Source organism: Pseudomonas sp. PDM19 (assembly GCF_014852215.1).
GTDB lineage: Bacteria > Pseudomonadota > Gammaproteobacteria > Pseudomonadales > Pseudomonadaceae > Pseudomonas.
The window spans coordinates 68,104-87,749 of record NZ_JACVBG010000002.1; the positions used below are offsets into that span (position 1 = coordinate 68,104).

General features: G+C 66.6%; 17 protein-coding genes and 1 pseudogene. 6 read left to right on the forward strand and 12 right to left on the reverse strand.

The window, feature by feature from the left end:
- Positions 1–188: 188 nt before the first annotated feature.
- The 10 genes and pseudogenes from IB273_RS31900 to IB273_RS08595 form a co-directional block, all read right to left on the reverse strand.
- On the reverse strand, positions 189–956 hold the full coding sequence (locus tag IB273_RS31900) for a methyl-accepting chemotaxis protein (protein WP_405307215.1): 768 nt from the start codon (positions 954–956) through the stop codon (positions 189–191).
- A 165-nt stretch (positions 957–1,121) separates the two neighbouring features.
- Positions 1,122–1,814: pseudogene (locus tag IB273_RS31905) on the reverse strand (methyl-accepting chemotaxis protein); the annotation flags it as partial.
- Positions 1,815–2,056: 242 nt separating this feature from the next.
- Complete coding sequence (locus IB273_RS08560) at positions 2,057–3,151, reverse strand: DUF1513 domain-containing protein (RefSeq protein ID WP_192223865.1); 1,095 nt, start codon at positions 3,149–3,151, stop codon at positions 2,057–2,059.
- A gap of 153 nt (positions 3,152–3,304) precedes the next feature.
- Complete coding sequence (locus tag IB273_RS08565; protein WP_192223866.1) at positions 3,305–4,366, reverse strand: imelysin family protein; 1,062 nt, start codon at positions 4,364–4,366, stop codon at positions 3,305–3,307.
- A gap of 15 nt (positions 4,367–4,381) precedes the next feature.
- Complete coding sequence (locus IB273_RS08570; protein ID WP_192223867.1) at positions 4,382–5,806, reverse strand: di-heme oxidoredictase family protein; 1,425 nt, start codon at positions 5,804–5,806, stop codon at positions 4,382–4,384.
- Positions 5,807–6,003: 197 nt separating this feature from the next.
- A complete protein-coding gene (locus tag IB273_RS08575; protein WP_138215918.1) occupies positions 6,004–7,344 on the reverse strand; it encodes an imelysin family protein in 1,341 nt (446 codons plus the stop codon).
- Between the two features lie 205 nt (positions 7,345–7,549).
- Entirely contained in the window at positions 7,550–9,631 is a 2,082-nt protein-coding gene (locus IB273_RS08580) for a putative bifunctional diguanylate cyclase/phosphodiesterase (protein ID WP_192223868.1), read from the reverse strand.
- Positions 9,632–9,823: 192 nt separating this feature from the next.
- Positions 9,824–10,405, reverse strand: a complete 582-nt coding sequence (locus tag IB273_RS08585) for a superoxide dismutase (RefSeq protein ID WP_045211147.1) — start codon at positions 10,403–10,405, stop codon at positions 9,824–9,826.
- Positions 10,406–10,731: 326 nt separating this feature from the next.
- Positions 10,732–11,334, reverse strand: coding sequence for a LysE/ArgO family amino acid transporter (locus tag IB273_RS08590; protein ID WP_192223869.1), 603 nt, complete (start codon positions 11,332–11,334; stop codon positions 10,732–10,734).
- Positions 11,335–11,337: 3 nt separating this feature from the next.
- On the reverse strand, positions 11,338–11,745 hold the full coding sequence (locus tag IB273_RS08595; RefSeq protein WP_151188298.1) for an ACT domain-containing protein: 408 nt from the start codon (positions 11,743–11,745) through the stop codon (positions 11,338–11,340).
- A gap of 93 nt (positions 11,746–11,838) precedes the next feature.
- Here IB273_RS08595 and IB273_RS08600 point away from each other — a divergent pair, with 93 nt between their 5' ends.
- Positions 11,839–12,744: a LysR family transcriptional regulator ArgP gene (locus tag IB273_RS08600; protein ID WP_192224497.1), complete on the forward strand. Its 906-nt coding sequence runs from the start codon at positions 11,839–11,841 to the stop codon at positions 12,742–12,744.
- Here the strand turns inward: IB273_RS08600 and IB273_RS08605 are convergent.
- The gene (locus tag IB273_RS08605; protein WP_151188297.1) at positions 12,731–13,792 is read right to left on the reverse strand and encodes a saccharopine dehydrogenase family protein; all 1,062 of its coding nucleotides are present in this window, start codon (positions 13,790–13,792) and stop codon (positions 12,731–12,733) included. The two genes, IB273_RS08600 and IB273_RS08605, sit on opposite strands and share 14 nt — an antisense overlap.
- Before the next feature lie 193 nt (positions 13,793–13,985).
- Between IB273_RS08605 and IB273_RS08610 the strand changes: the two genes are divergently transcribed.
- On the forward strand, positions 13,986–14,975 hold the full coding sequence (locus IB273_RS08610) for an NAD-dependent epimerase/dehydratase family protein (protein WP_192223870.1): 990 nt from the start codon (positions 13,986–13,988) through the stop codon (positions 14,973–14,975).
- A 220-nt stretch (positions 14,976–15,195) separates the two neighbouring features.
- Here IB273_RS08610 and IB273_RS08615 read toward each other — a convergent pair whose 3' ends face one another.
- A complete protein-coding gene (locus IB273_RS08615) occupies positions 15,196–15,486 on the reverse strand; it encodes a hypothetical protein (protein ID WP_318652482.1) in 291 nt (96 codons plus the stop codon).
- A gap of 252 nt (positions 15,487–15,738) precedes the next feature.
- On the opposite strand from IB273_RS08615, the gene IB273_RS08620 reads away from it, so the two are divergent.
- The 4 genes from IB273_RS08620 to IB273_RS08635 all read left to right on the forward strand — a co-directional run bounded on the left by IB273_RS08620 (position 15,739) and on the right by IB273_RS08635 (position 19,567).
- A complete protein-coding gene (locus tag IB273_RS08620) occupies positions 15,739–16,578 on the forward strand; it encodes an ATPase (protein WP_151188296.1) in 840 nt (279 codons plus the stop codon).
- Positions 16,579–16,769: 191 nt separating this feature from the next.
- Positions 16,770–16,997 (forward strand): ferrous iron transporter A, encoded by a 228-nt coding sequence (feoA, locus tag IB273_RS08625; RefSeq protein ID WP_081516367.1) that lies wholly within the window; start codon positions 16,770–16,772, stop codon positions 16,995–16,997.
- A gap of 6 nt (positions 16,998–17,003) precedes the next feature.
- Positions 17,004–19,298: a Fe(2+) transporter permease subunit FeoB gene (gene feoB / locus IB273_RS08630; protein WP_192223872.1), complete on the forward strand. Its 2,295-nt coding sequence runs from the start codon at positions 17,004–17,006 to the stop codon at positions 19,296–19,298.
- Positions 19,298–19,567, forward strand: coding sequence for a FeoC-like transcriptional regulator (locus IB273_RS08635; protein WP_081516365.1), 270 nt, complete (start codon positions 19,298–19,300; stop codon positions 19,565–19,567). Before feoB ends, IB273_RS08635 begins: the two co-directional genes overlap by 1 nt.
- Positions 19,568–19,646: the final 79 nt, after the last annotated feature.

The following is a 19,646-nucleotide window of genomic DNA, read 5'->3' on the forward strand; positions in this document are numbered from 1 at the left end:
AGCCGATACGGGGGACGCCCCATTGCGGGGCGGAATTGCGCACCTTATGCCTGAATGCGCGGCGAGTCAAAGGCCTGCGATTACAAGAGGTTTCCCACGAAAAGTAAGGTTGTTTGCCGCAGATACGCGCTGAATCGGTGCAGCAGACGGATCCGGGAAGGGTGCCACATCCCTGTGGCACAAGTGGATCAGGCGCTGAGCTTGCGGGTGACGTCCGCCAGTTCACCGGAGAGGCCGTGCAAATGCCGGCTTGCACCCTGGGTACGCACCACGTTTTCCTCGTTGGTGGCGCCGATGGCGGTGATCTCGGTGAGGTTGCGCGAGATGTCCTCGGCGACCGAGGTCTGCTCCTCGGCGGCGGTGGCGATCTGGCGGTTCATGTCGCGGATCGCTTCCACCGCATGGGTGATGCTGCGCAACACTTCGCCGGCCTGGGTGACGCGCTCCACGCCCTGTTCGCTGCGGGTCTGGCCGCTCTCGATGGCGCGCAGAGCGTTCACCGAGCCGGTCTGCACGGTATCGATGATCTGGTGGATCTCGGCGGTGGACTCGGCGGTGCGCTGGGCCAGGGTGCGGACCTCGTCGGCGACCACGGCGAAACCACGGCCGGCTTCACCGGCGCGGGCGGCCTCGATGGCGGCGTTGAGGGCCAGCAGGTTGGTCTGGTCGGCGATGCCGCGGATCACTTCGAGCACCTTGCCGATGCGTCCGCTGTCGCTTTCCAGGCGGCGGATGACTTCGGCAGTGTTGGCGATCTCGTTGCTCATCTCGGTGATGGTGACGATGGTGGTCTTCATCACTTCGCCGCCTTCCTGGGCGTGCTGGTCGGCATCGTCGGCGGCGCGCGCGGCGTCGGAGGCGTGGCGGGCGACTTCCTGGGCGGTGGCGGACATCTCGTGCATCGCCGTGGCCACCTGGTCGGTGCGCGAGAACTGCTCGCGGGTGCCTTCGGCCATCAGGGTGGCGATGGCGTTCAGCTCGCCGCTGGCGGTGTCCAGTTCGGTGGTGCTGTGTTTCAGGCGGGTGAAGGTCTCGGCCAGGAAGTCGCGCAGGGTATTGGCGGCGCGGGCCAGGCGGCCCAGTTCATCGCGGCGGCTGGCGTCGACGCGCTCGCCGAAGTTGCCTTCGCTGAGCTGGGCGATGTGTTCGATCAGGCGGGCGATCGGGCCGATCAGGTTGCGGTTGACCAGCCACAGGCTCAGCAGGCCCAGCGCGATGCCGGAGATCAGCAGGATCAGGCTGCCGCTGATGACGGTGCTGTGGGCGCTGGCGGAGATGTTCCCGGCCTCTTCCTGGGCATCGCGGTGCAGGCTGTCCACCAGGGCGGCCATCTGCTCGCTGGCGGCGCGGTCGATGCCTTTCACCGCGGCGTCACCGGCGAGCGGGTCGCTGCCGGCGGCGAGGTAGGCGTCGCGGCCCTTGCGGTAGGCCTGGCCGAGCTGGCGGTGTTCGTCGCGCAGGCGGCTGACCTGGGCCTTGAGCTGCGGCTCGGCGGCGGCGTTCTGCTCCAGGCGACCGAGCACGTCCTGCACGACGCGTTCCTGGTCCTCGAACTGGCCCCAGTACTTGGTCAGGTCAGCCGGCTGCTGGCCGCGCAGCAGGACGTTCTTCCATTCCTGCACCTGGACCTTGAAGGCCAGGTTCGCCTGGTCGACCAGTTGCGAGGACTGCAGCGGACCGTCCAGCAGGCGCTGGTAGGCGCCGACGCTGCCGGAGAGGAAGTGGAAGCAGGCGAGGGCGATCAGCAGCACGAGCAGCAGGCTGCCGCCCAGCAGCGAAAGGATCTGGGTACGCAGGGAAGTGTTGGGGGACATCTTGGTTTACGCCTCTAAGACGCAGGGTGGGAATCGGTCAGCCTTTGCATCGGCCGCATTGTTGTCTTCCTGAGTCCAGGGAGACGAGTGGTAGAGGTTTCAGATGCTCTGGGACGGGCGTTCTGGCGAATGTCGAGTGAGCGACTGAGCACACCCGTAGGAGCGCGCCATGCGCGCGATCGCGGGCGTGGCCCGCTCCTGCAAGGGAATGCCGGTGCTCAACCAGCGTTCACCGATCCTGTTCAGGCCAGGTGCAGGTGGTTGTCCCAGAAGGCCGGGGGCAGGTCCAGCGGGGTGCCAGCGATGCGCTCGCTGCGGCAGTCGTAGAAGCGGCAGCGGCCCTGGCCTGAGGTGACGACGAAGCCGTCCTTCACCGCGCCGACACCGGCGCAGTCGGGCAGCGGGGCGTCCAGGCGCACGGCGCCGGAGTCCAGGTCCCAGATGAAGAAGCGGTTGCCGCGCGGGGCGGTCAGGGCGACCAGGCGCAGGTCGTTGTGCACGGCGACGCTGGCGGTGTACTGGGTCATCGCCAGGCGCTGCTCGTCGGCCAGCGGGAAGGCCTGGAAGGCCTCGCCGGGGCGCTTGATGGCGAGCAGGTCGGCGCGGTCATGGGAGTCGCCCATGTATTGCTGGCCGGCGACTATGGTTCCGTCCGCGGCGATGGCCAGATGGCGCACGCTGTTCATCTGCTGCGGCAGGGTTTCCCTGGAGATCAGCGCGCCGTCGCGCTGCATCAGCACCAGGCTCGGCTCCATGGCGTCGAGGTTCATCTCAACGCGGCTTTCGGCTTCGGTACGGATGCCGCCGTTGGCCACCACCAGGGTTTCGCCATCGGGCATCCAGGACACCTGGTGCGGACCGAGGCCGTGGGTGGAAACCTCGCCGGTGTGGTTCAGGCGCTCGCCATCGAAGCGGTACACGCCGAGCAGGCCGCGACCCGGATCGGTGGTGTCGTTCTCGGTGGCGTAGAGCCACTCGCCGTCCTTGTGCCACACACCGTGGCCGTAGAAGTGGCGGTCGGCCTGCGAATTGACGGTCTGCAGCAGGCGGCCGTCATTCAGGTCGATCAGGTAGCTTTGCCGGCCGGGGCGGCGGGCGACGAACAGCGCCAGCGGCAGGCTGGGGTGCTGCACCACGTCGTGGCAGCGCAGGCCGACTTCGGTGGCGAAGGCGCAGCTGCCGTCCAGGCGATAGCCCACGGCATAGTGCTTGCCATCCGCGTCGTCACGGGCGGACAGCACCAGGGGCTCCTTGCCCTTGCGTGACAGCGTCCAGCCGCCGAAGGTCAGGGCGCCGAGCAGCAGGCTGCCCAGGCCGATCACGTGACGTCGCAACATGGCTTTCACCTCTATCACTTCTTGCATCCCATCGGTCTTGCGAGCTAGAGCCAGGCTAGGCGGGATGGTGCGGCGGATGCGGAGTTGGCTCCAGCCAATGAGCAATCCGACGCACCGTCCCAACGACGCATGGCCGACGCGCAGCAGATCGAATCAATCCCCGTCGTTGGCGTTGAAGCCCAGCTGTACTCCCAGGGCCTTCGCCAGGTCGCCTTCGTGCAGGCGATGGACGACGTTCAGGCTGTCGTACAGCTCGTTCAGCTGCTTGAGGCCGGCTTCGTTCTTGAGCAGCTCGCTGAGCGGCTGGTTGATCGCCTTCAGCTTGCCGTGGACGTCGGCGTAGGCGGCGTCGATCTTGCCGGCCAGCTCTTTCTGTTCGGCCGGCAGCAGGGCGCGCAGGCCCTTCTTGTCGGTGCCGTCCCACAGCGCCTGGGCGCCGGTCAGGCTGGAGTCCAGGCTCGCCAGCGACATGTCGCTGCGCCAACCTTCAGCCTGGAACGGCTGCGGGATGCCCTTGCTCTGGCGGCCCAGCGGGGTGCCGAGCTTCTTCTTCAGCATGTCCAGCGCGGTGACCTGTACCCGCAGCAGCTCGGCGATGGCCTCGTGGGCATCGGCGTAGCGCTCGTTGGGGAACTTGGAGAGCTGGGCGAGCATGCCGCCGTCCTGCTTCCACTGCGCCAGGATGCTCTCCGCCAGGGCCTGCTGGTGGCTGCCGATGGCTTCCAGCAGCGGGCAGTAGCGCGCCTTGGTCTCGGCGTTGGCGAGGTCGATCCTGGCGTCGTAGAGGATGTATTCGTAGGCGGTCAGGCCCTGCACCACGACGCTGGATTTATCCAGGGTCGCCGGGGAGATCGCGTTACCGCTGTTGAGCAGTTGCTCGACCTGGCGCGCCACGAGGTTCTTCTTGTCCGGCCAGAACTGTACCTGCCAGGAGCGGTTGCCCTCGGCCAGCGGGCCGACCAGCAGCGGCTGCAGCTCGGCCCAGGCCTTCTGCGCGGCCATGAAGTCGGCGCGGGCCTTGGTCAGGTCTTCCTTGCCCTGGCAGTAGGCCAGGGCGCTGGCGGCCAGCGCGCGGTCGGCGTCGACCCAGCGGCTGTAGGTCGGCAGGATCACCTGCTGGGCCAGCGTGGCGCTGGTGGTGGCCTGCGGGTCGGTGGGCGAGCAGGCGCCCAGGGCGATGGCAAGGCTGGTGATCAGCAGTCGGGGGCGGAACATGGTGGGCTCGGCTCCTTAGAGTGAGTTCAGGAACGCCAGCAGGGCATCGCGCTGCCCGGCGTCGAAATTCAGTACGCGTTGCTTGGCCGCTTCGGCTTCGCCGCCGTGCCAGAGCACGGCTTCGAGCAGGTTGCGGGCGCGGCCGTCATGCAGGAACTGGGTGTGGCCGTTGACCGTCTCGGTCAGGCCGATGCCCCACAGCGGCGACGTGCGCCAGTCGCGGCCGCTGGCAAGAAATTCCGGGCGATTGTCCGCTAGTCCCTCGCCCATGTCATGCAGCAACAGGTCGCTGTAGGGGCGGATGACCTGGTTGGCCAGTTCCGGCTCGGCGGCATTGGCGCCGGTGGTGAACTTGGGCGTGTGGCAGCTGGCGCAGCCGCTGTCGAAGAACAGGCCCTTGCCGGTGAGCACCTGCGGGTCGTCGACCTTGCGCCGCGCCGGCACCGCGAGGTTGCGGGCGTAGAAGGCGACCTGGTTGAAGATGTGCTGGCTGACTTCCGGCTTGCCGCCGTCGATGGCGTTCCGGCAATCGACCTGGGCTTTTGTGCAGTCATCGCTGGGCAGCAGGTCGCTGGTCAGGCCCATGTCGCCGGAGAAGGCGTGGGCGTTCTGCTGGGCGACGTTGGGTTGCCCGGCCTTCCAGCCGAAGCGGCCGAGGACTGTGGCCTGTTTCTCGTCGTCCCAGACCCGGTTCGGCCGGCCGTGGATGCCGTCGCTGCCCTTGGCCTGGAGCTCTGCGTTGGCAAGGATGTCCGCCTCGCTGATGGACTCCAGCAGGCCCAGGCCGATCATCGGCGGGGCGACGCGGGCGGAGAACAGCGTGTCCGGGTGCATCGGGCCGTAGCCCAGGTCGCTGATGAGCAGCTTGGGCTTGCGCAGCTCGACCACGGTGCCGTCCTTGAAGCTCACCTTCACCGGCTCGTAGTCCACCCGCACCTTGCCCTCGGGCGCGACGCCGGGGATGGCCGAGTCCTGGAACTGGCCGCCGTACACCGGCTCGGGCACCACGCCCAGGCGCTTGATGGTTTCGACGTCGGCGGCGCCGGCGGGGATCGACAGGCGCACCAGCATCGACACGGCGTTGACGTCGTTGATCTCCGGCGGATGGCCGCGACCGTCCTTGATGTGGCAGTTCTGGCAGGCGTTGGTGTTGAACAGCGGGCCGAGGCCGTCGCGCGCGGTGGTGGTGGTCGGCGCGATCACCCAGGGATTGCGGAAGAAGCTGTTGCCCACGGCGAAGTCCAGGCGGCGACTCGGCGTGAGGTTGCCCGAGGGCATGGAATAGGCGTTGCGATCGCTCTGTTTCACCGTGGTGGCGCCGCCGGAGAGTGCTTCGCCAGGCTCGGCCACGGCATGCTGGGAGGACTCCGGCTTGCACGCGGCAAGGGCGAGGGCAGACAGCAGCGGCACAAGGCACAGGGCGGCACGGCGGTGGAGCATTGGCGGGGTTCCAGAGCGGTAGATGGCAGCGCGCCATGGTAGCAGGGGCGTCAAATGCAAATATGAAAAATTTGTATTTGAGAACGACATCGTTTGCCGCCCGGAAATGACAAAGCCCCGCAGTGCGGGGCTTTGCAGAGGCTTGCAGGTGGCTGCGGCGTGGAGCCGCAGCACTTTCAGCCGTCAGGACAGGCGGATCAGAACTGGTGATCGGCGTTGTCCGGCTTCAGGTCCTGCACGCCGACCGCGGTGGCGGCCTTCTCGATGGCGCCGGTCTGCTTGACCAGCGAGGCGATGGCGTCGCGGATCTTCTGCTGATCGTCCTTGTCTTCCGGAGCGATCATCTGGTCGAAGTGCACACCGTCCTTCTCGGCACGGTCGACGATGACCTGCATCTTGGCTTCGGTGTTGGCCAGGTCGGCCTTCAGGTCGGTGTCGGCCTGGGCGTCAGCCTTGGCGACCAGGTCGGACAGGCTCGGGCCCTTCACGACGCTGCCGTCGGTGCGCTTGTATTCGCCGGTGTAGATGTTGCGAATGCTCTTGGCGTTGAAGAACAGGGTGTTGTGGGTGTTGTCGCTGAAGCAGTCGTGCTCGTCTTCGGTGGAGTTGGCTTCCAGCGCGACCTTCATGCGCTCGCCGGCCAGCTCGCCCAGGGACAGGGAGCCCATGCCGAAGAACATCTTGCGCAGGTTGTTCTCGGCGGTGTCGGCCTCGACCTTGGCGCGGTAGTTGTCGGCGACGCCGGCCTTGAAGTTGCCGTGCATTTCTTCCAGGTCGGAAACCAGCAGGTCGGTGACGGCCTTCAGGTAGGCGGCGCGACGGTCGCAATGACCGTTGGTGCAGTCCTTGCCCTGGGCGTAGTCGGTGTACTTGCGGTCGCCCGCGCCCGGCTTGGTGCCGTTCAGGTCCTGGCCCCACAGGAGGAATTCGATGGCGTGGTAGCCGGTGGCGACGTTGGCTTCGGAACCGCCCAGCTCGTTCAGGCCCTTGAGCTTCTCGCCGGTGATTTCCTTGACGTCGATCTTGTCTTCGCCGACCTGGATCTCGGTGTTGGCGACGATGTTGGCGCTGGCGCCGGCGTTGCCTTCGGCGTGCTGGTAGTCCTTGGCGACGTAGTCGATCAGGCCTTCGTCCAGCGGCCAGGCGTTAACCGCGCCTTCCCAGTCGTCGATGATCGAGTTGCCGAAGCGGAAGGCTTCGCTCTGCGAGTAGGACGGGCGGGAGGCGATCCAGGCTTCGCGGGCGGCCTTCAGGGTTTCTTCGCTGGGCTTGGCGATCAGCGCATCGACGGCGGTCTGCAGGGCCTTGGCGGTGGTCAGGGCGTCGCCGTAGGTGGCTTCGGCGATGTCCAGGTAGTTCTTCACCACGGCCTTGACTGCGGCCTCGTCGACCTTGGCAGCCGCTGCCGGGGCAGTGCTCTGGGTGCTGGCAGCCGGAGCGGCGGCGGCGGGGGCTTCGGCTTTCTTGTCATCGCCGCAGCCGGCGAGGGAAATGGCGATGGCGAGCAGGCTGGCAGTGGCCCAGGGCATACGAGTCATGACGGGTTCCTTTGCATGGAGAGGAGGCGCACGTAAAAAGGACTGCGCAAGAAAATCCGCAACATAATGCGAAAGATTTGCATTTTTGAAAAGAGAGATCGGTGGCGCCGCTCGATCAAGGGGCCAGCAAGTCGCCAGCAGAAGGGAATTGGCGTGCAGGAGCGGGCCTTGCCTGCGATCGCGCGCAGGGCGCGGTATCAGGGAATCAATGGCGCTCGACGGAGCCGTTGGGATTGCCGCCGGCCGCTTCGGCCAGACGCCGCGCCTGCTTGAGGTAGAGCGTCAGTTCGCGAGCCGACAGCGGCTTGCTGTAGAGGTAGCCCTGACCTTCGTGGCAGCCCTGGGCAATGATGTAGGCCTCCTGCTCGACCGTCTCCACGCCCTCGGCGATCACCTGCATGCCCAGGCTCTTGCCCAGCTGGATGATGGCGCGAACGATGGTGGCGTCATCGTCGTCCAGCAGCAGGTCCTGAACGAAGCTCTTGTCGATCTTGATCTTGTCCAGCGGCAGGCTCTTCAGGTAGCTCAGCGAGGAGTAGCCGGTGCCGAAGTCGTCGATGGCGATCAAGGCGCCTGCGCGGCGCAGGCTGAGCAGGTGCTGGGCGGCGGTGGAGATGTCTTCCATCAGGCCGGTCTCGGTGACTTCCAGTTCCAGCGAGCGCGGCGGCAGGCGGTGCATCTGCAGCAGGTTGCTGACCACCCGCGGCAGGGCGTTGTGGCGCAGCTGCACGGTGGACAGGTTGACCGCCAGGCGCAGGTCGTCGAAGCCCTGGTCGTGCCATTCGCGCAGTTGCCGGCAGGACTGGTCGAGCACCCATTCACCGATGCTGAAGATGCTGCCGTTCTGTTCTGCCAGCGGGATGAACAGGTCCGGCGCGACCCAGCCCTGGGTCGGGTGCTGCCAGCGCAATAGTGCTTCCACGCCGACCACGCGGTGATCGCGGTAATCCACCTGCGGCTGATACACCAGGTGCAGTTCGTTGCGTGCCAGTGCCTCGCGCAGGTCCTTCTCCAGCTCGCGGCGTCGACGCATCTCGCTGTCGACGCTGGCGATGTAGAACTGGTAGCGATTGCGCGAACGGCTCTTGGCCAGGGTCATGGTCTGCTCGGCTTTCTGCAGCAGCTTCTCGGTGGTCTCGCCGTCCTCGGGGAACAGCGTGATGCCGATGGTGGCGCGCAGATGCACCAGGTGCTGGTCGAGCTCGAAGGGGGCTTCCAGGTCGTCGAGGATCTGCTGGGCCAGTTCCGCCGCTTCGTAGGGCTGTTCGATGTCGGCCTGGACCAGGGCGAACTGGTCGCCGCCCAGCCGCGCCAGGGCGCCGAGGTGCGCGCTGCGGGTGCGCAGGCGGTCGGCGAGGGCGATCAGCAACTGGTCGCCGAACTGGTAGCTGTATTGCTCGTTGATGCCCTTGAAGTCATCCAGGCCCAGGCAGAGCACGGCGACGCGGCGTTGCAGGCGCGAAGCGCCCTCGAGGATCTGGTCCAGGCGCTGTTGCAGCAGCTTGCGGTTGGGCAGGCCGGTGAGGAAGTCGTACTGGGAGATGCGTAGCAGGCTGTCTTCGGCCTCCCGGCGCAGGTGGCCATTGCGCTCGATGGAGGCCAGCAGCTGGTTGGCGGTATTCACCCATAGACCCAGCTCGTCCTTCTCGTGACCGTCGGGCATTGGCAGCTTGTGCTGGCTGGGGCGGTCCGGGTTGATCGAGGCGAGGTGCTCGATGATCTTCGACAGCGGCTTGGTCAGCAGCCAGTGGTAGACCATGAACAGCACCAGACTCAGGGCCATGGCGCGGAGGATGCCGGAGATGAAGATGATCACCGAGGTGGCGACGAAGTCGTCGCCGTAGGGCGCGGTGTCGAGGGTGATCTTCAGGTCGCCGTAGTACTCGTTGGAGCCGCCGCGGCCGGCGAGGCGGATGGAGTAGTTCTGCTCGGCGCCGAGGATCGGGTCGGTCATCCAGCGGGTGCTGGAGTCCAGCAGCGGTCGGGATTTCTCCGCCAGCATGGGTTCGTCGGGGTGGCCGATGGCGGCGTAGCGCACGGCTTCGTGCTGGAACAGGCCTTCGAGGACCTGCATCGCCATATCGCGGTCGAGGCTGTAGACAGCCTGGGTAGAGGGATCGCGGACCATCGCCAGGATGCGCTGGGCATCGTTGTGTACGGCCTGGCGCGCCTTGTGGGCGTCATAGACGATCTGGGCACAGCTGAGTACCACCCCGACCACGAGGGCCGCGAGCAATACCATTCGCAGCAGCTTGAGGGAGAGGCTGTGCCGGGGATCCAGTTTCAAGGGCGTTCCTTGTTTCTCGCCAGGGGCGAACGACTGGGGCTGAGTATTGGCAATTGGCGCAATGACGTCAAAGGGCCATCGTTGTGTTTCGTGACTGTACCGGCCTTTCAGGTTAGCTGACACGAAGGTGTTACGCGCCCATTACGAAAAAACCCGGCGCGAGGCCGGGTTTTCGTATCAGACAGGGTACATTCAGGCAGCGAACTGCTCGGCCACGAAGTCCCAGTTGACCAGGTTCCAGAACGCCTCGACGTACTTCGGACGCAGGTTGCGGTAGTCGATGTAGTAGGCGTGTTCCCAGACGTCGCAGGTCAGCAGCGGGGTGTCGCCGCTGGTCAGCGGGCAGCCGGCACCGATGGTGCTGGCCAGGGCCAGGGAGCCGTCGGCTTTCTTCACCAGCCAGCCCCAGCCGGAGCCGAAGGTGCCGATGGAGGTCTTGCTGAACTCTTCCTTGAACTTGTCGAAGGAACCGAAGGCAGCGTTGATGGCGTCAGCCAGGGCGCCGGTGGGCTGGCCACCGCCGTTGGGGCTCAGGCAGTTCCAGTAGAAGGTGTGGTTCCACACCTGGGCGGCGTTGTTGAAGATGCCGCCGGAAGAGGTCTTGACGATGTCTTCCAGGCTCTTGCCTTCGAACTCGGTACCAGGAACCAGGTTGTTCAGGTTCACGACGTAGGTGTTGTGGTGCTTGTCGTGGTGGAATTCCAGGGTTTCCGCGGAAATGTGCGGCTCAAGGGCGTTCTTCGCGTAAGGCAGCGGCGGCAATTCGAAAGCCATGGTCTCTCTCCTATCTCACTCAGTCTGGGCTAGCGCGACGTGCGCGCGACCGGTACACGGGGCCGGTTCGATGTTTGTCGCGGCATCCGGGCGTAGCTGCAATGCGCCCCATCAAGGGGCAGGCAGCGCGCCAGTTGCGTCCGGAAGGCTCAGAGCCCGCCGGCGCCACGAAGGTCCGATCATAGCACCCGACCTGCGGCATATCCACGCAGCAACTGTAGGGGCAAAGGCCCTGCATAGCGGCTTGCGCCGGAGCGCGACGCTCACTATGCACAGACCGGGATGACGGAACGTCGTTCGAAAAGCTTCCTTCGGCGGGCCGGAGATCAGCTGGCGAACACCAGTTGCGCGGCCATGCCCAGCATCATCACTGCGACCATCAGGTCTACCAGACGCCAGGTGGCCGGCCGCGCCAGCCATGGCGCAAGCCACGCGGCGCCGAAGGCCAGGGTGAAGAACCACAGCAGCGAGGCGCTGGCGGCGCCCATGGCGTAGGCGCCGGGCGCTGCCTGCTGGGCGCCGAGTGAGCCGATCAGCAGCACGGTGTCGAGGTAGACGTGGGGGTTTAGCAGGGTGACCGCCAGCGCGGCCATCAGCACGGTACGGCGTGAACGCGGGCCGGTTTCCTGGGCATCGGCCAGGGCTTCGGGTGCGACTGCACGACGCAGTGCCTTGAGGCCGTACCAGACCAGGAAGGTGACGCCGCCCCAGCGCGCGATGGCCAGCAGCGTCGGGTTCTCGGCGAGGACCTTGGCCAGGCCGAACACCCCGGCGCTGACCAGGATGGCGTCGCACAGCACGCACAGCGCGGCCACTGACAGGTGATGTTCGCGGCGCAGGCTCTGGGCGAGGACGAAGGCGTTCTGCGCGCCGATGGCGATGATCAGGCCGGCGGCGACCAGCACACCGTTGAGGTAGCTCTGCCACATGATTCAGGCTCCTTCCGGGTTGCGGGCGAGGGCGCGCAGCACGTCCAGCGCTCGCGGGCCGTCAGCGTAGGCAACGAACAGGTGGTCGTGGTACCAGGCGGCGATCACGTTGCAGCTGATTCCGGCCCTGGCCAGGGCGCCGGCCACGGCGGCGGTGAGACCGACCGCCTGCAACGCCGAGTGCACTTCCAGGGTCAGCCAGGCGGCGACGTAGTCGAAGGACAGCCCGGCTTGTTCGGCTTCGGCGCGCGACAGGATCAGCGTCAGCCCCTCGCTTTCGCGAAAGCTGCCCAGCGGTTGCAGTCCGGCTGGCAATTGGCCGTCGGGCAGGGTGCAGAAGACGTACTCGCCGTCGTTGAGCACCGGGGTCATGTCGCGCAGCAGCGCGGCCAGGGAGGTTTCGCCAGCCATGGTGGGCAATCCATAAAGAGTGGGAATGCTGGCGATTGTCCGGCTTTGGCCTGTATAAGAAAAACCAATACTGCTGATATCTCATTAGGGAAACTGATCATGTTCGACTACAAGCTGCTTGCCGCCCTGGCTGCCGTGGTGGAGCAGGGCGGTTTCGAGCGCGGCGCCCAGGTGCTGGGGCTATCGCAGTCGGCCATTTCCCAGCGCATCAAGCTGCTTGAAGCGCGGGTCGGCCAGCCGGTGCTGGTGCGCGCGGCGCGGCCGCAACCGACCGATCTCGGCCAACGCCTGCTCAACCATGTGCAGCAGGTGCGGCTGCTGGAGGGCGATCTGCAGCAATGGGTTCCCGCCCTGGACGACGGCGCGGCACCCGAGCGCCTGCGCCTGGCACTGAACGCCGACAGCCTGGCCACCTGGTGGGCCCATGCGGTCGGCGATTTCTGCGGCGAGCGCCACGTGCTGCTGGACCTGGTGGTCGAGGATCAGGAGGTCGGCCTCAAGCGCATGCGCGCGGGCGAGGTGGCCGGCTGCGTTTGCGCCAGTCCGCGCCCGGTGGCCGGCGGGCGCTGCGAGCCGCTGGGCGCCATGCGCTATCGCGGGCTGGCCAGCCCGGAATTCATTGCCCGGCACTTCCCGAGGGGCGTGACGCCTGCCGGATTGGTCCGCGCCCCGGCCATCGTCTACGGGCCGGACGATCAACTGCAGCACCACTACCTGAAGGACCTCGGCGTCGACGGCCACTTCAGCTACCACCTGTGCCCATCTTCCGAAGGCTTCGTGCGCATGACCAGCGGCGGCCTCGGCTGGGGCCTGGTGCCGGAGCAACAGGTGCGTGGCGAACTGGAGCGCGGCGAGCTGGTGGACATGCTGCCGGGGCAGGTGATCGACGTGCCGCTTTACTGGCACCACTGGCGAAACGGCGGCGAATTGCTCTCCGCGCTGACCCGGCACCTGCTGGCGAAGGCGCCGGGGCTCATGGTGCCGATCAGCCGCGAATGACGATGCTGCCGCTGCCCGGCAACTGCTCGATGCAGCGCGCTCCGAAGAGTTTCGACGGAGTGAAGTAGCCGACCGTGTTGGGGTTGGCCAGCAGGTGGCGCACCGCGAAGAGCACGCCGTGGATGGTCACGTCGTAGCCGTTGGCAGTTTCCAGCCGTGCGGTGCGGCGTTCGCCACGGGCGTTGCGCACTTCGCCCCAGACCCAGGTGCGCAGCTTGCTGCGGGCCAGTTCGTTGGGGCCATGGACTCGCTTGTCCACTTGCTGCTTGAGCCAGTCCTGCACGCGGTCGCGGCCCAGCAGCGGGCGCAGGCTGTCCATCACCCGCATGCCGATGGCGGCGGCCGGCGGCACCGGCAGGTAGACCTCGATATCGCCGATGCCGGTGGAGTAGTAGGCCGTCGCCACGTCGCCCCAGGGGATGGTTACCGCATGCTTGAGGCCTCGGCCGAAGTCGATGTCGCGGCGCTTGTAGCCCAGCGGCACGTCGCGCAGGCGCCCGGCCTCGCGCACCTTGCCGCCCAGCTTGAGGCCTTCCACGGTGGTTTTGGCGGTGCCCGGCGAGAGGCCGCTGCCGCTGTCGAAGCCCAGCGCGAGGTGCGCGGCATCGGGCATGGCTTCCTTCAGGCAGGCGGCGACGCAGTCGGTGGGGATCACGTCGAAGCCGACGCCGGGGCAGATCACCACGCCCGCCGTGCGCGCCACTTCGTCGAGGCTGTGGGCGTATTCGAAGACGGAAATCTCCCCGGTGATGTCCACGTAATGCGCGCCGCTGGCGACGCACGCCTCGATCATCGGCGCGGCGGTGGCGGAGAAGGGCCCGGCGCAATTGGCGACCACGCCGACATCTTCCAGCGCGGCCAGGGCGGCGGCGCTGTCGTTCAGGTCGAACACCCGGCATTCCAGGCCCAGTGAACTGCCCAGCGCATGCAGGCTGGCCGGGTTGCGGCCGCCGAGGACCGGCTTCAGGCCTTCGCGCTGCGCCTGCTCGGCCACCAGCCGGCCGGTGTAGCCGTTGGCGCCGTAGATCATCCAGTGGGGCTTGCTCATGGTGTGGCCTCTTGAGAAAACTGCGTGCCTCAAAGGGTAGTCGCAACCACCCGGCGCATGTCGCCGATCGCAAGTCGTGCAACCCTGGCGCAGCGGCGCGGTCTGCAAGGATTCGTTTCTGGCGTGCAAGGCCAGAGTAGTACGGTACGGCGCCTGCTAGAGTCGCCGGACTATAAGAACGGGAGTGGCGTGCATGAAGATTCTGGTCACCGGAGCCAGCGGGTTCATTGGCGGGCGTTTTGCCCGTTTTGCCCTGGAACAGGGGCTGGCGGTTCGGGTGAACGGACGCCGCGAAGAGGCGCTGCAGCCGCTGGTGGCACGCGGGGCCGAGTTCATGGCGGGCGACCTGTCGGACCCGGCACTGGTCCGCGCGCTGTGCAGCGGCGTCGATGCCGTGGTGCATTGCGCCGGTGCGGTGGGTGTGTGGGGCAGCCAGGCGTACTTCCACCAGGCCAACGTGACCATGACCGAGTCGGTGGTCGAGGCCTGTCTCAAGCAGAAGGTGCGCCGGCTGGTGCACCTGTCCTCGCCGTCGATCTACTTCGATGGCCAGTCCCATGTCGGCATCACCGAGCAGCAGGTGCCCAAGCGCTTCGCCAACCACTACGGATCGACCAAGTACCAGTCCGAGCTGGTCGCCCTCGGCGCCCAGGAATTCGGCCTGGAAGTGCTGGCGCTGCGCCCGCGCTTCGTCACCGGCGCCGGCGACACCAGTATCTTTCCGCGGATGATCGCCGCACACCGCAAGGGCCGCCTGCGCATCATCGGCCAGGGCCTGAACAAGGTGGACTTCACCAGCATCCAGAACCTCAACGACGCGCTGTTCGCCAGCCTGATGGCGGGCGACGAGGCGCTCGGCCAGGCCTACAACATCAGCAACGGCCAGCCGCTGCCGCTGTGGGACGTGGTGAACTATGTGCTGCGCCGGCTGGACATGCAGCCGGTGGAACGGCACATGCCCTACGGGCTGGCTTATAACCTGGCGCTGCTCAACGAGGGCGTGTGCAAGGTCCTGCCCGGCCGCCCGGAACCGACCCTGCATCGCCTGGGGATGGCGGTGATGGCCAAGGATTTCTCCCTGGACATCTCCCGCGCCCGCCAGTACCTCGACTACGACCCGCAGGCGAGCCTGTGGGATGCGCTGGATGAGTTCTGCGACTGGTGGCGGTTGCGCGGGGCATAGCGGCTGGCTCCTACACCATCTGTTACCCCGCTGCGAGGGTTTGCCCTCTCCCTAACCCTCTCCCTGAAGGGAGAGGGAACCGTTCGGTGCAGGTTGAAACCTTGGCGTCAGTCGGCACGGACAGCTCCCTCTCCCTTCAGGGAGAGGGCGGGGGGAGAGGGACGTTCCTGGCACAGACTTTCAGAGATAGACAGTTGCTCCTACGAGAGCACGTCCCAATCTAACGTGAGGGGCGGGCGCCGCCCCGCAGCGGCCCGGAGTACTGCTGGTCGCCACTGCCCTGCACTGGCAGGAAGCTCGGTTCCTGCACCACGCGGGGCAGCTTCACGCCGCTCAGCTCGCTCAGGCGTTCGCCCAGCTGGCGCGTTTCTTCCCGCGCTGAGTCGGCGCAGGCGCGGAGCATCCGCTCGATGGCGTCGCTCTGCTGGTACTGGATCTCCAGTGCCTGTTCTTCACGCAGACGGCGGCGCAGTTCACGCATGCAATCCAGGATGGCCTTGTTGAGTTCGATCACCCGACTTCCTCCCCGCGAAGGGCGCCAAAGCGGCGCCAAGTACCTGGAGCGGGAGCAAGGGGCGTGCCACGATGTCGCAAAGCCACTATTGGCGGGTCGCCTGGGGAACTGCGACCTCCGTCACGGGTCTTCTGTGCGCCGACGAGGTGCGTGACGCCCTGTGATGGCACGCTGCTCTGAGCGTCACGCGAACGGATATACTGCGCCCTGCGCAGGCAACACGCCGCTTTATCCCCACAGGTTCATTCCATGCGTAACGACACGTTCGACGAATTCGATGATGTGCCCCACCTTTCCACCGACGCCGCCGACCGCGACGAGTTCGGTCATCACCCGCGCCGCGTGGTCGAGCCCAACGGCCGTCCCGTGCCCCAGGCGGTGAAACGCGGTGGCGGTACCGGTGCGCTGTGGGCGCTGGTCGCGGCCATGGCCATCGCCCTGGCCGGCGTGGGCTGGTGGAGCCATCAGCAACTGCTGCTGATGGAACAGCAACTGATCGCCACCCAGGAAAGCTTCGCCAAGATCAGCGAGGAAGCCGCCGGTCGCCTGGACGACATCCGCGGCAAGTTCGTCGCCAACGAATCCAACGGCATGACCGACCGCGAGGCGCTGAAGCTGCAGGTCAAGCAGCTGCAGGGCCGCCTGGCCGAGCAGGCCAAGGCGCAGCAGACCTCCCTGTCGGAATTCGACGGCGCCCAGGGCAAGCGCCTGGCGCAGGTCAGCGCCGACCTCAAGGCCCAGCAGGAAAGCGCCGCGCTGCTGATGCAGCAGCTCGACGTCAAGCTCAAGTCCATCACTGATGAACAGGCCAAGTTCAAGAACGTGCAGGCTGATCTGACCGCCGCCAACCAGCAGATCCAGGCGCTGAACACCGAGATCGCCAACCTGAAGAAGCAGGGCAACCAGAGCCAGGCGATCAAGAGCCTTCAGGACGACCTGATGCTGCTGCGCGCCGAGGTCGATGGCCGTCAGGGCCAGGCCAGCAGCGATACCAAGGAGTTCGACGTGTTCCGCATCCAGGTCATGCGCAACATCAACACCCTGCAGCAGCAGATGCAGAACCTCCAGCAGCAGATCAGCACCCGCTGATTGTCCTGCCGAAGAAAAGCCCCCGCACCGACAGGTCCGGGGGCTTTTTTCTGGCCATCCCTCTTTGGGGGTAGTAACGGCAATTCTTGTCTTGAATCAGTTTCAGGGCCGGCTTCGAGGCGAATAATCGCTAACAAATGAGAGTCATTCCGATTCTCTCCTTGTTCGATCATTCGCCCCGGAGGCTCCCCATGCACGATCTTCAAGCGCAACGCCGGTACCGCATCGCCGGCTACCGGCCCGGGATCGGCGCCGCCTTCCGCCAGCGACTGTTCTCCATGGGCCTGCTGCCCGGCGCTGAATTGCAGGTGCGCCGCGTAGCACCGCTGGGCGATCCGGTGCAGGTAGATACCCGCCAGTGCAGCCTGGTGCTGCGCCGCCGCGACCTGGCGTTCCTCCAGCTAGAAGCGCAGGACTGAGCCGCCATGACTGAGCTGCGCATCGGCCTGATCGGCAACCCCAACGCGGGCAAGACCACTCTGTTCAACCAGCTCACCGGCTCGCGCCAGCGTGTCGGCAACTGGGCTGGCGTTACCGTGGAGCGCAAGGAGGGCAGCTTCCGCACCGCGCGTCATCAGGTACGTCTGGTAGACCTGCCCGGCACCTACTCGCTGACCACGCTGTCGACCCAGGCCTCGCTGGACGAGCAGATCGCCCGGCGCTGCATTGTCGATGGCGAAGTGGACGTGCTGGTCAACGTGGTGGACGCCACCAACCTGGAACGCAACCTCTACCTCACTGTTCAGCTGCGCGAGATGGGCCTGCCCTGCGTGGTGGCGCTGAACATGCTCGACATCGCCCGCACCCAGGGCCTGAACATCGACCGCGAGGCGCTGGCGCAGGAACTGGGTTGCCCGGTGGTGCCGCTGGTGTCGACCCGTGGCGAAGGCATCGACGCACTGAAGGACGCCATCGATGGCGTGACGGCACAGCCGCCGCTGCAGGTGCCGTACCCTGCCGCACTGCGCAATGCCGTCACCCAACTGCTGCCCGCCGACGCGCCGCCGGCCCAGGCCTGGATGGCCCTGCTGGCGCTGGAAGGCGATCTGCACAGCGCCCGTCAGCTCAAGCTCGACCCGGCGAGCCTGCTGGCCGCCCGCGACGCGATCCGCTGTGCCTGTGGCGAAGACCCGGAACTGCTACTGGTGGATGCGCGCTACCGGCTGATCGGCGAACTCTGCGAGCGCGCCAGCAACCACCGCCAGGCCGCGCCACATCGCCTGACCCAATTGCTGGACAGCGTCGCGCTGAACCGCTGGCTGGGTATCCCGGTATTCCTCCTCGTCATGTACCTGATGTTCTTCTTCGCGATTACCCTGGGCGGTGCGCTGCAGCCGATCTTCGACCAGGGCTCCTCGGCGCTCTTCATCGACGGCATCCAGTGGCTGGGTGCGCGGACGGGTGCGCCGGACTGGCTGACTGCGCTGCTGGCCCAGGGCCTGGGCGGCGGCATCAACGCGGTGCTGCCGCTGATTCCGCAGATCGGCCTGATGTACCTGTTCCTCGCCCTGCTGGAAGACTCCGGCTACATGGCCCGCGCGGCGTTCGTCATGGACCGCCTGATGCAGGCCCTCGGCCTGCCGGGAAAATCCTTCGTGCCGCTGATCGTCGGCTTCGGCTGCAACGTGCCGTCGATCATGGGCACCCGCACCCTGGACAACCCGCGCGAGCGCCTGATGACGTCGATGATGGCGCCGTTCATGTCCTGCGGTGCGCGGCTGGCGATCTTCGCCGTGTTCGCCGCGGCTTTCTTCGGCCAGAACGGCGCGCTGGCGATCTTCTCGCTGTACCTGCTGGGCATAGTCGTCGCGGTGCTCACCGGCCTGCTGCTCAAGCACACGCTGATGCGCGGCGAGGCCTCGCCCTTCGTCATGGAACTGCCGCTGTACCACGTGCCGCACCTGCGCAGCCTGCTGCTGCAGACCTGGATGCGCCTGCGTGCCTTCGTGGTCCGCGCGGGGACGGTGATCATCCTGGTCAGCCTGGTGATCGGCGGCCTCAACAGCGTCACCCTCGACGGCCGCCCGGTGCAAGGCGACATCGCCGACTCGGCGCTGGCCAGCCTCAGCCACAAGGTCACCCCGCTGCTCAAACCCATGGGCGTACACGAGGACAACTGGCAGGCCACGGTTGGCCTGGTCACCGGCGCATTGGCCAAGGAAGTGGTGGTCGGCACGTTGAACACCCTGTACACCGCCGAACACATCCAGGGCGAAGCCTTCGATGCCGACGGCTACGACCTCTGGGGCCAGCTGAAACAGGCCGGCGCGGATACCCTGGATGGCCTGCGCGACTCGTTCAGCCTCAGCGTGCTGGCCAACCCGGTGGCCGCGAGCATGGCCGACGGCGAGATGGAGGAGGGCTCCATGGGCACCTTCGCCGCCAAGTTCGGCAGCCCCTTGGCCGCCTACGCCTACCTGGTATTCGTGCTGCTCTATGTACCCTGCGTGGCGACCCTTGGCGCGCTGACCCGCGAGAGCGGTCGCGGCTGGATGACCTTTGCGGTGTTCTGGGGCCTCAACGTCGCCTACTCGCTGGCGACCCTCTGCTACCAGGTCTTCAGCTTCGGCCAGCATCCGCAGTACAGCGCGGTGGCCATCGGCCTGGTGTTGGCGTTCAACCTGGTGCTGTTCCTGATCCTGCGCTGGATCGGCCGGCGTGGTCTTGAGCTGGAGGGCGAGCGTGACCTGCGCCCGGCCCCGGCGGGGAGTTGCCACTGATGGCCACGGCAATCGCGGTGCGCAACCTGCTCGGCGAGATGGGTGAGGCGGACGTGCCGACCCTGGCCCAGCGCCTCGGCGCCTCGAAGGCTTTACTCGAGGCATTGCTGGAGCGACTGCTGGCGATGGGCGTGGTGGAGAAGATCGCCCCCGAGCCTGCCGCCTGCGGGAGTTGCAAGGGCTGCGCGGAGGCAACGCGGTGTTCGACGACGGGGTATCGGTTGGCTGGTCGCAACGAGGCCACGCCCCTGCGCTGGATTACCACCTGAACCCGGCTCGTAGGATGGGCGGAGCCTAAGCGATACCCATGCTGTCGGTGCCACGGATTGATGGGTATCGCTGCGCTCC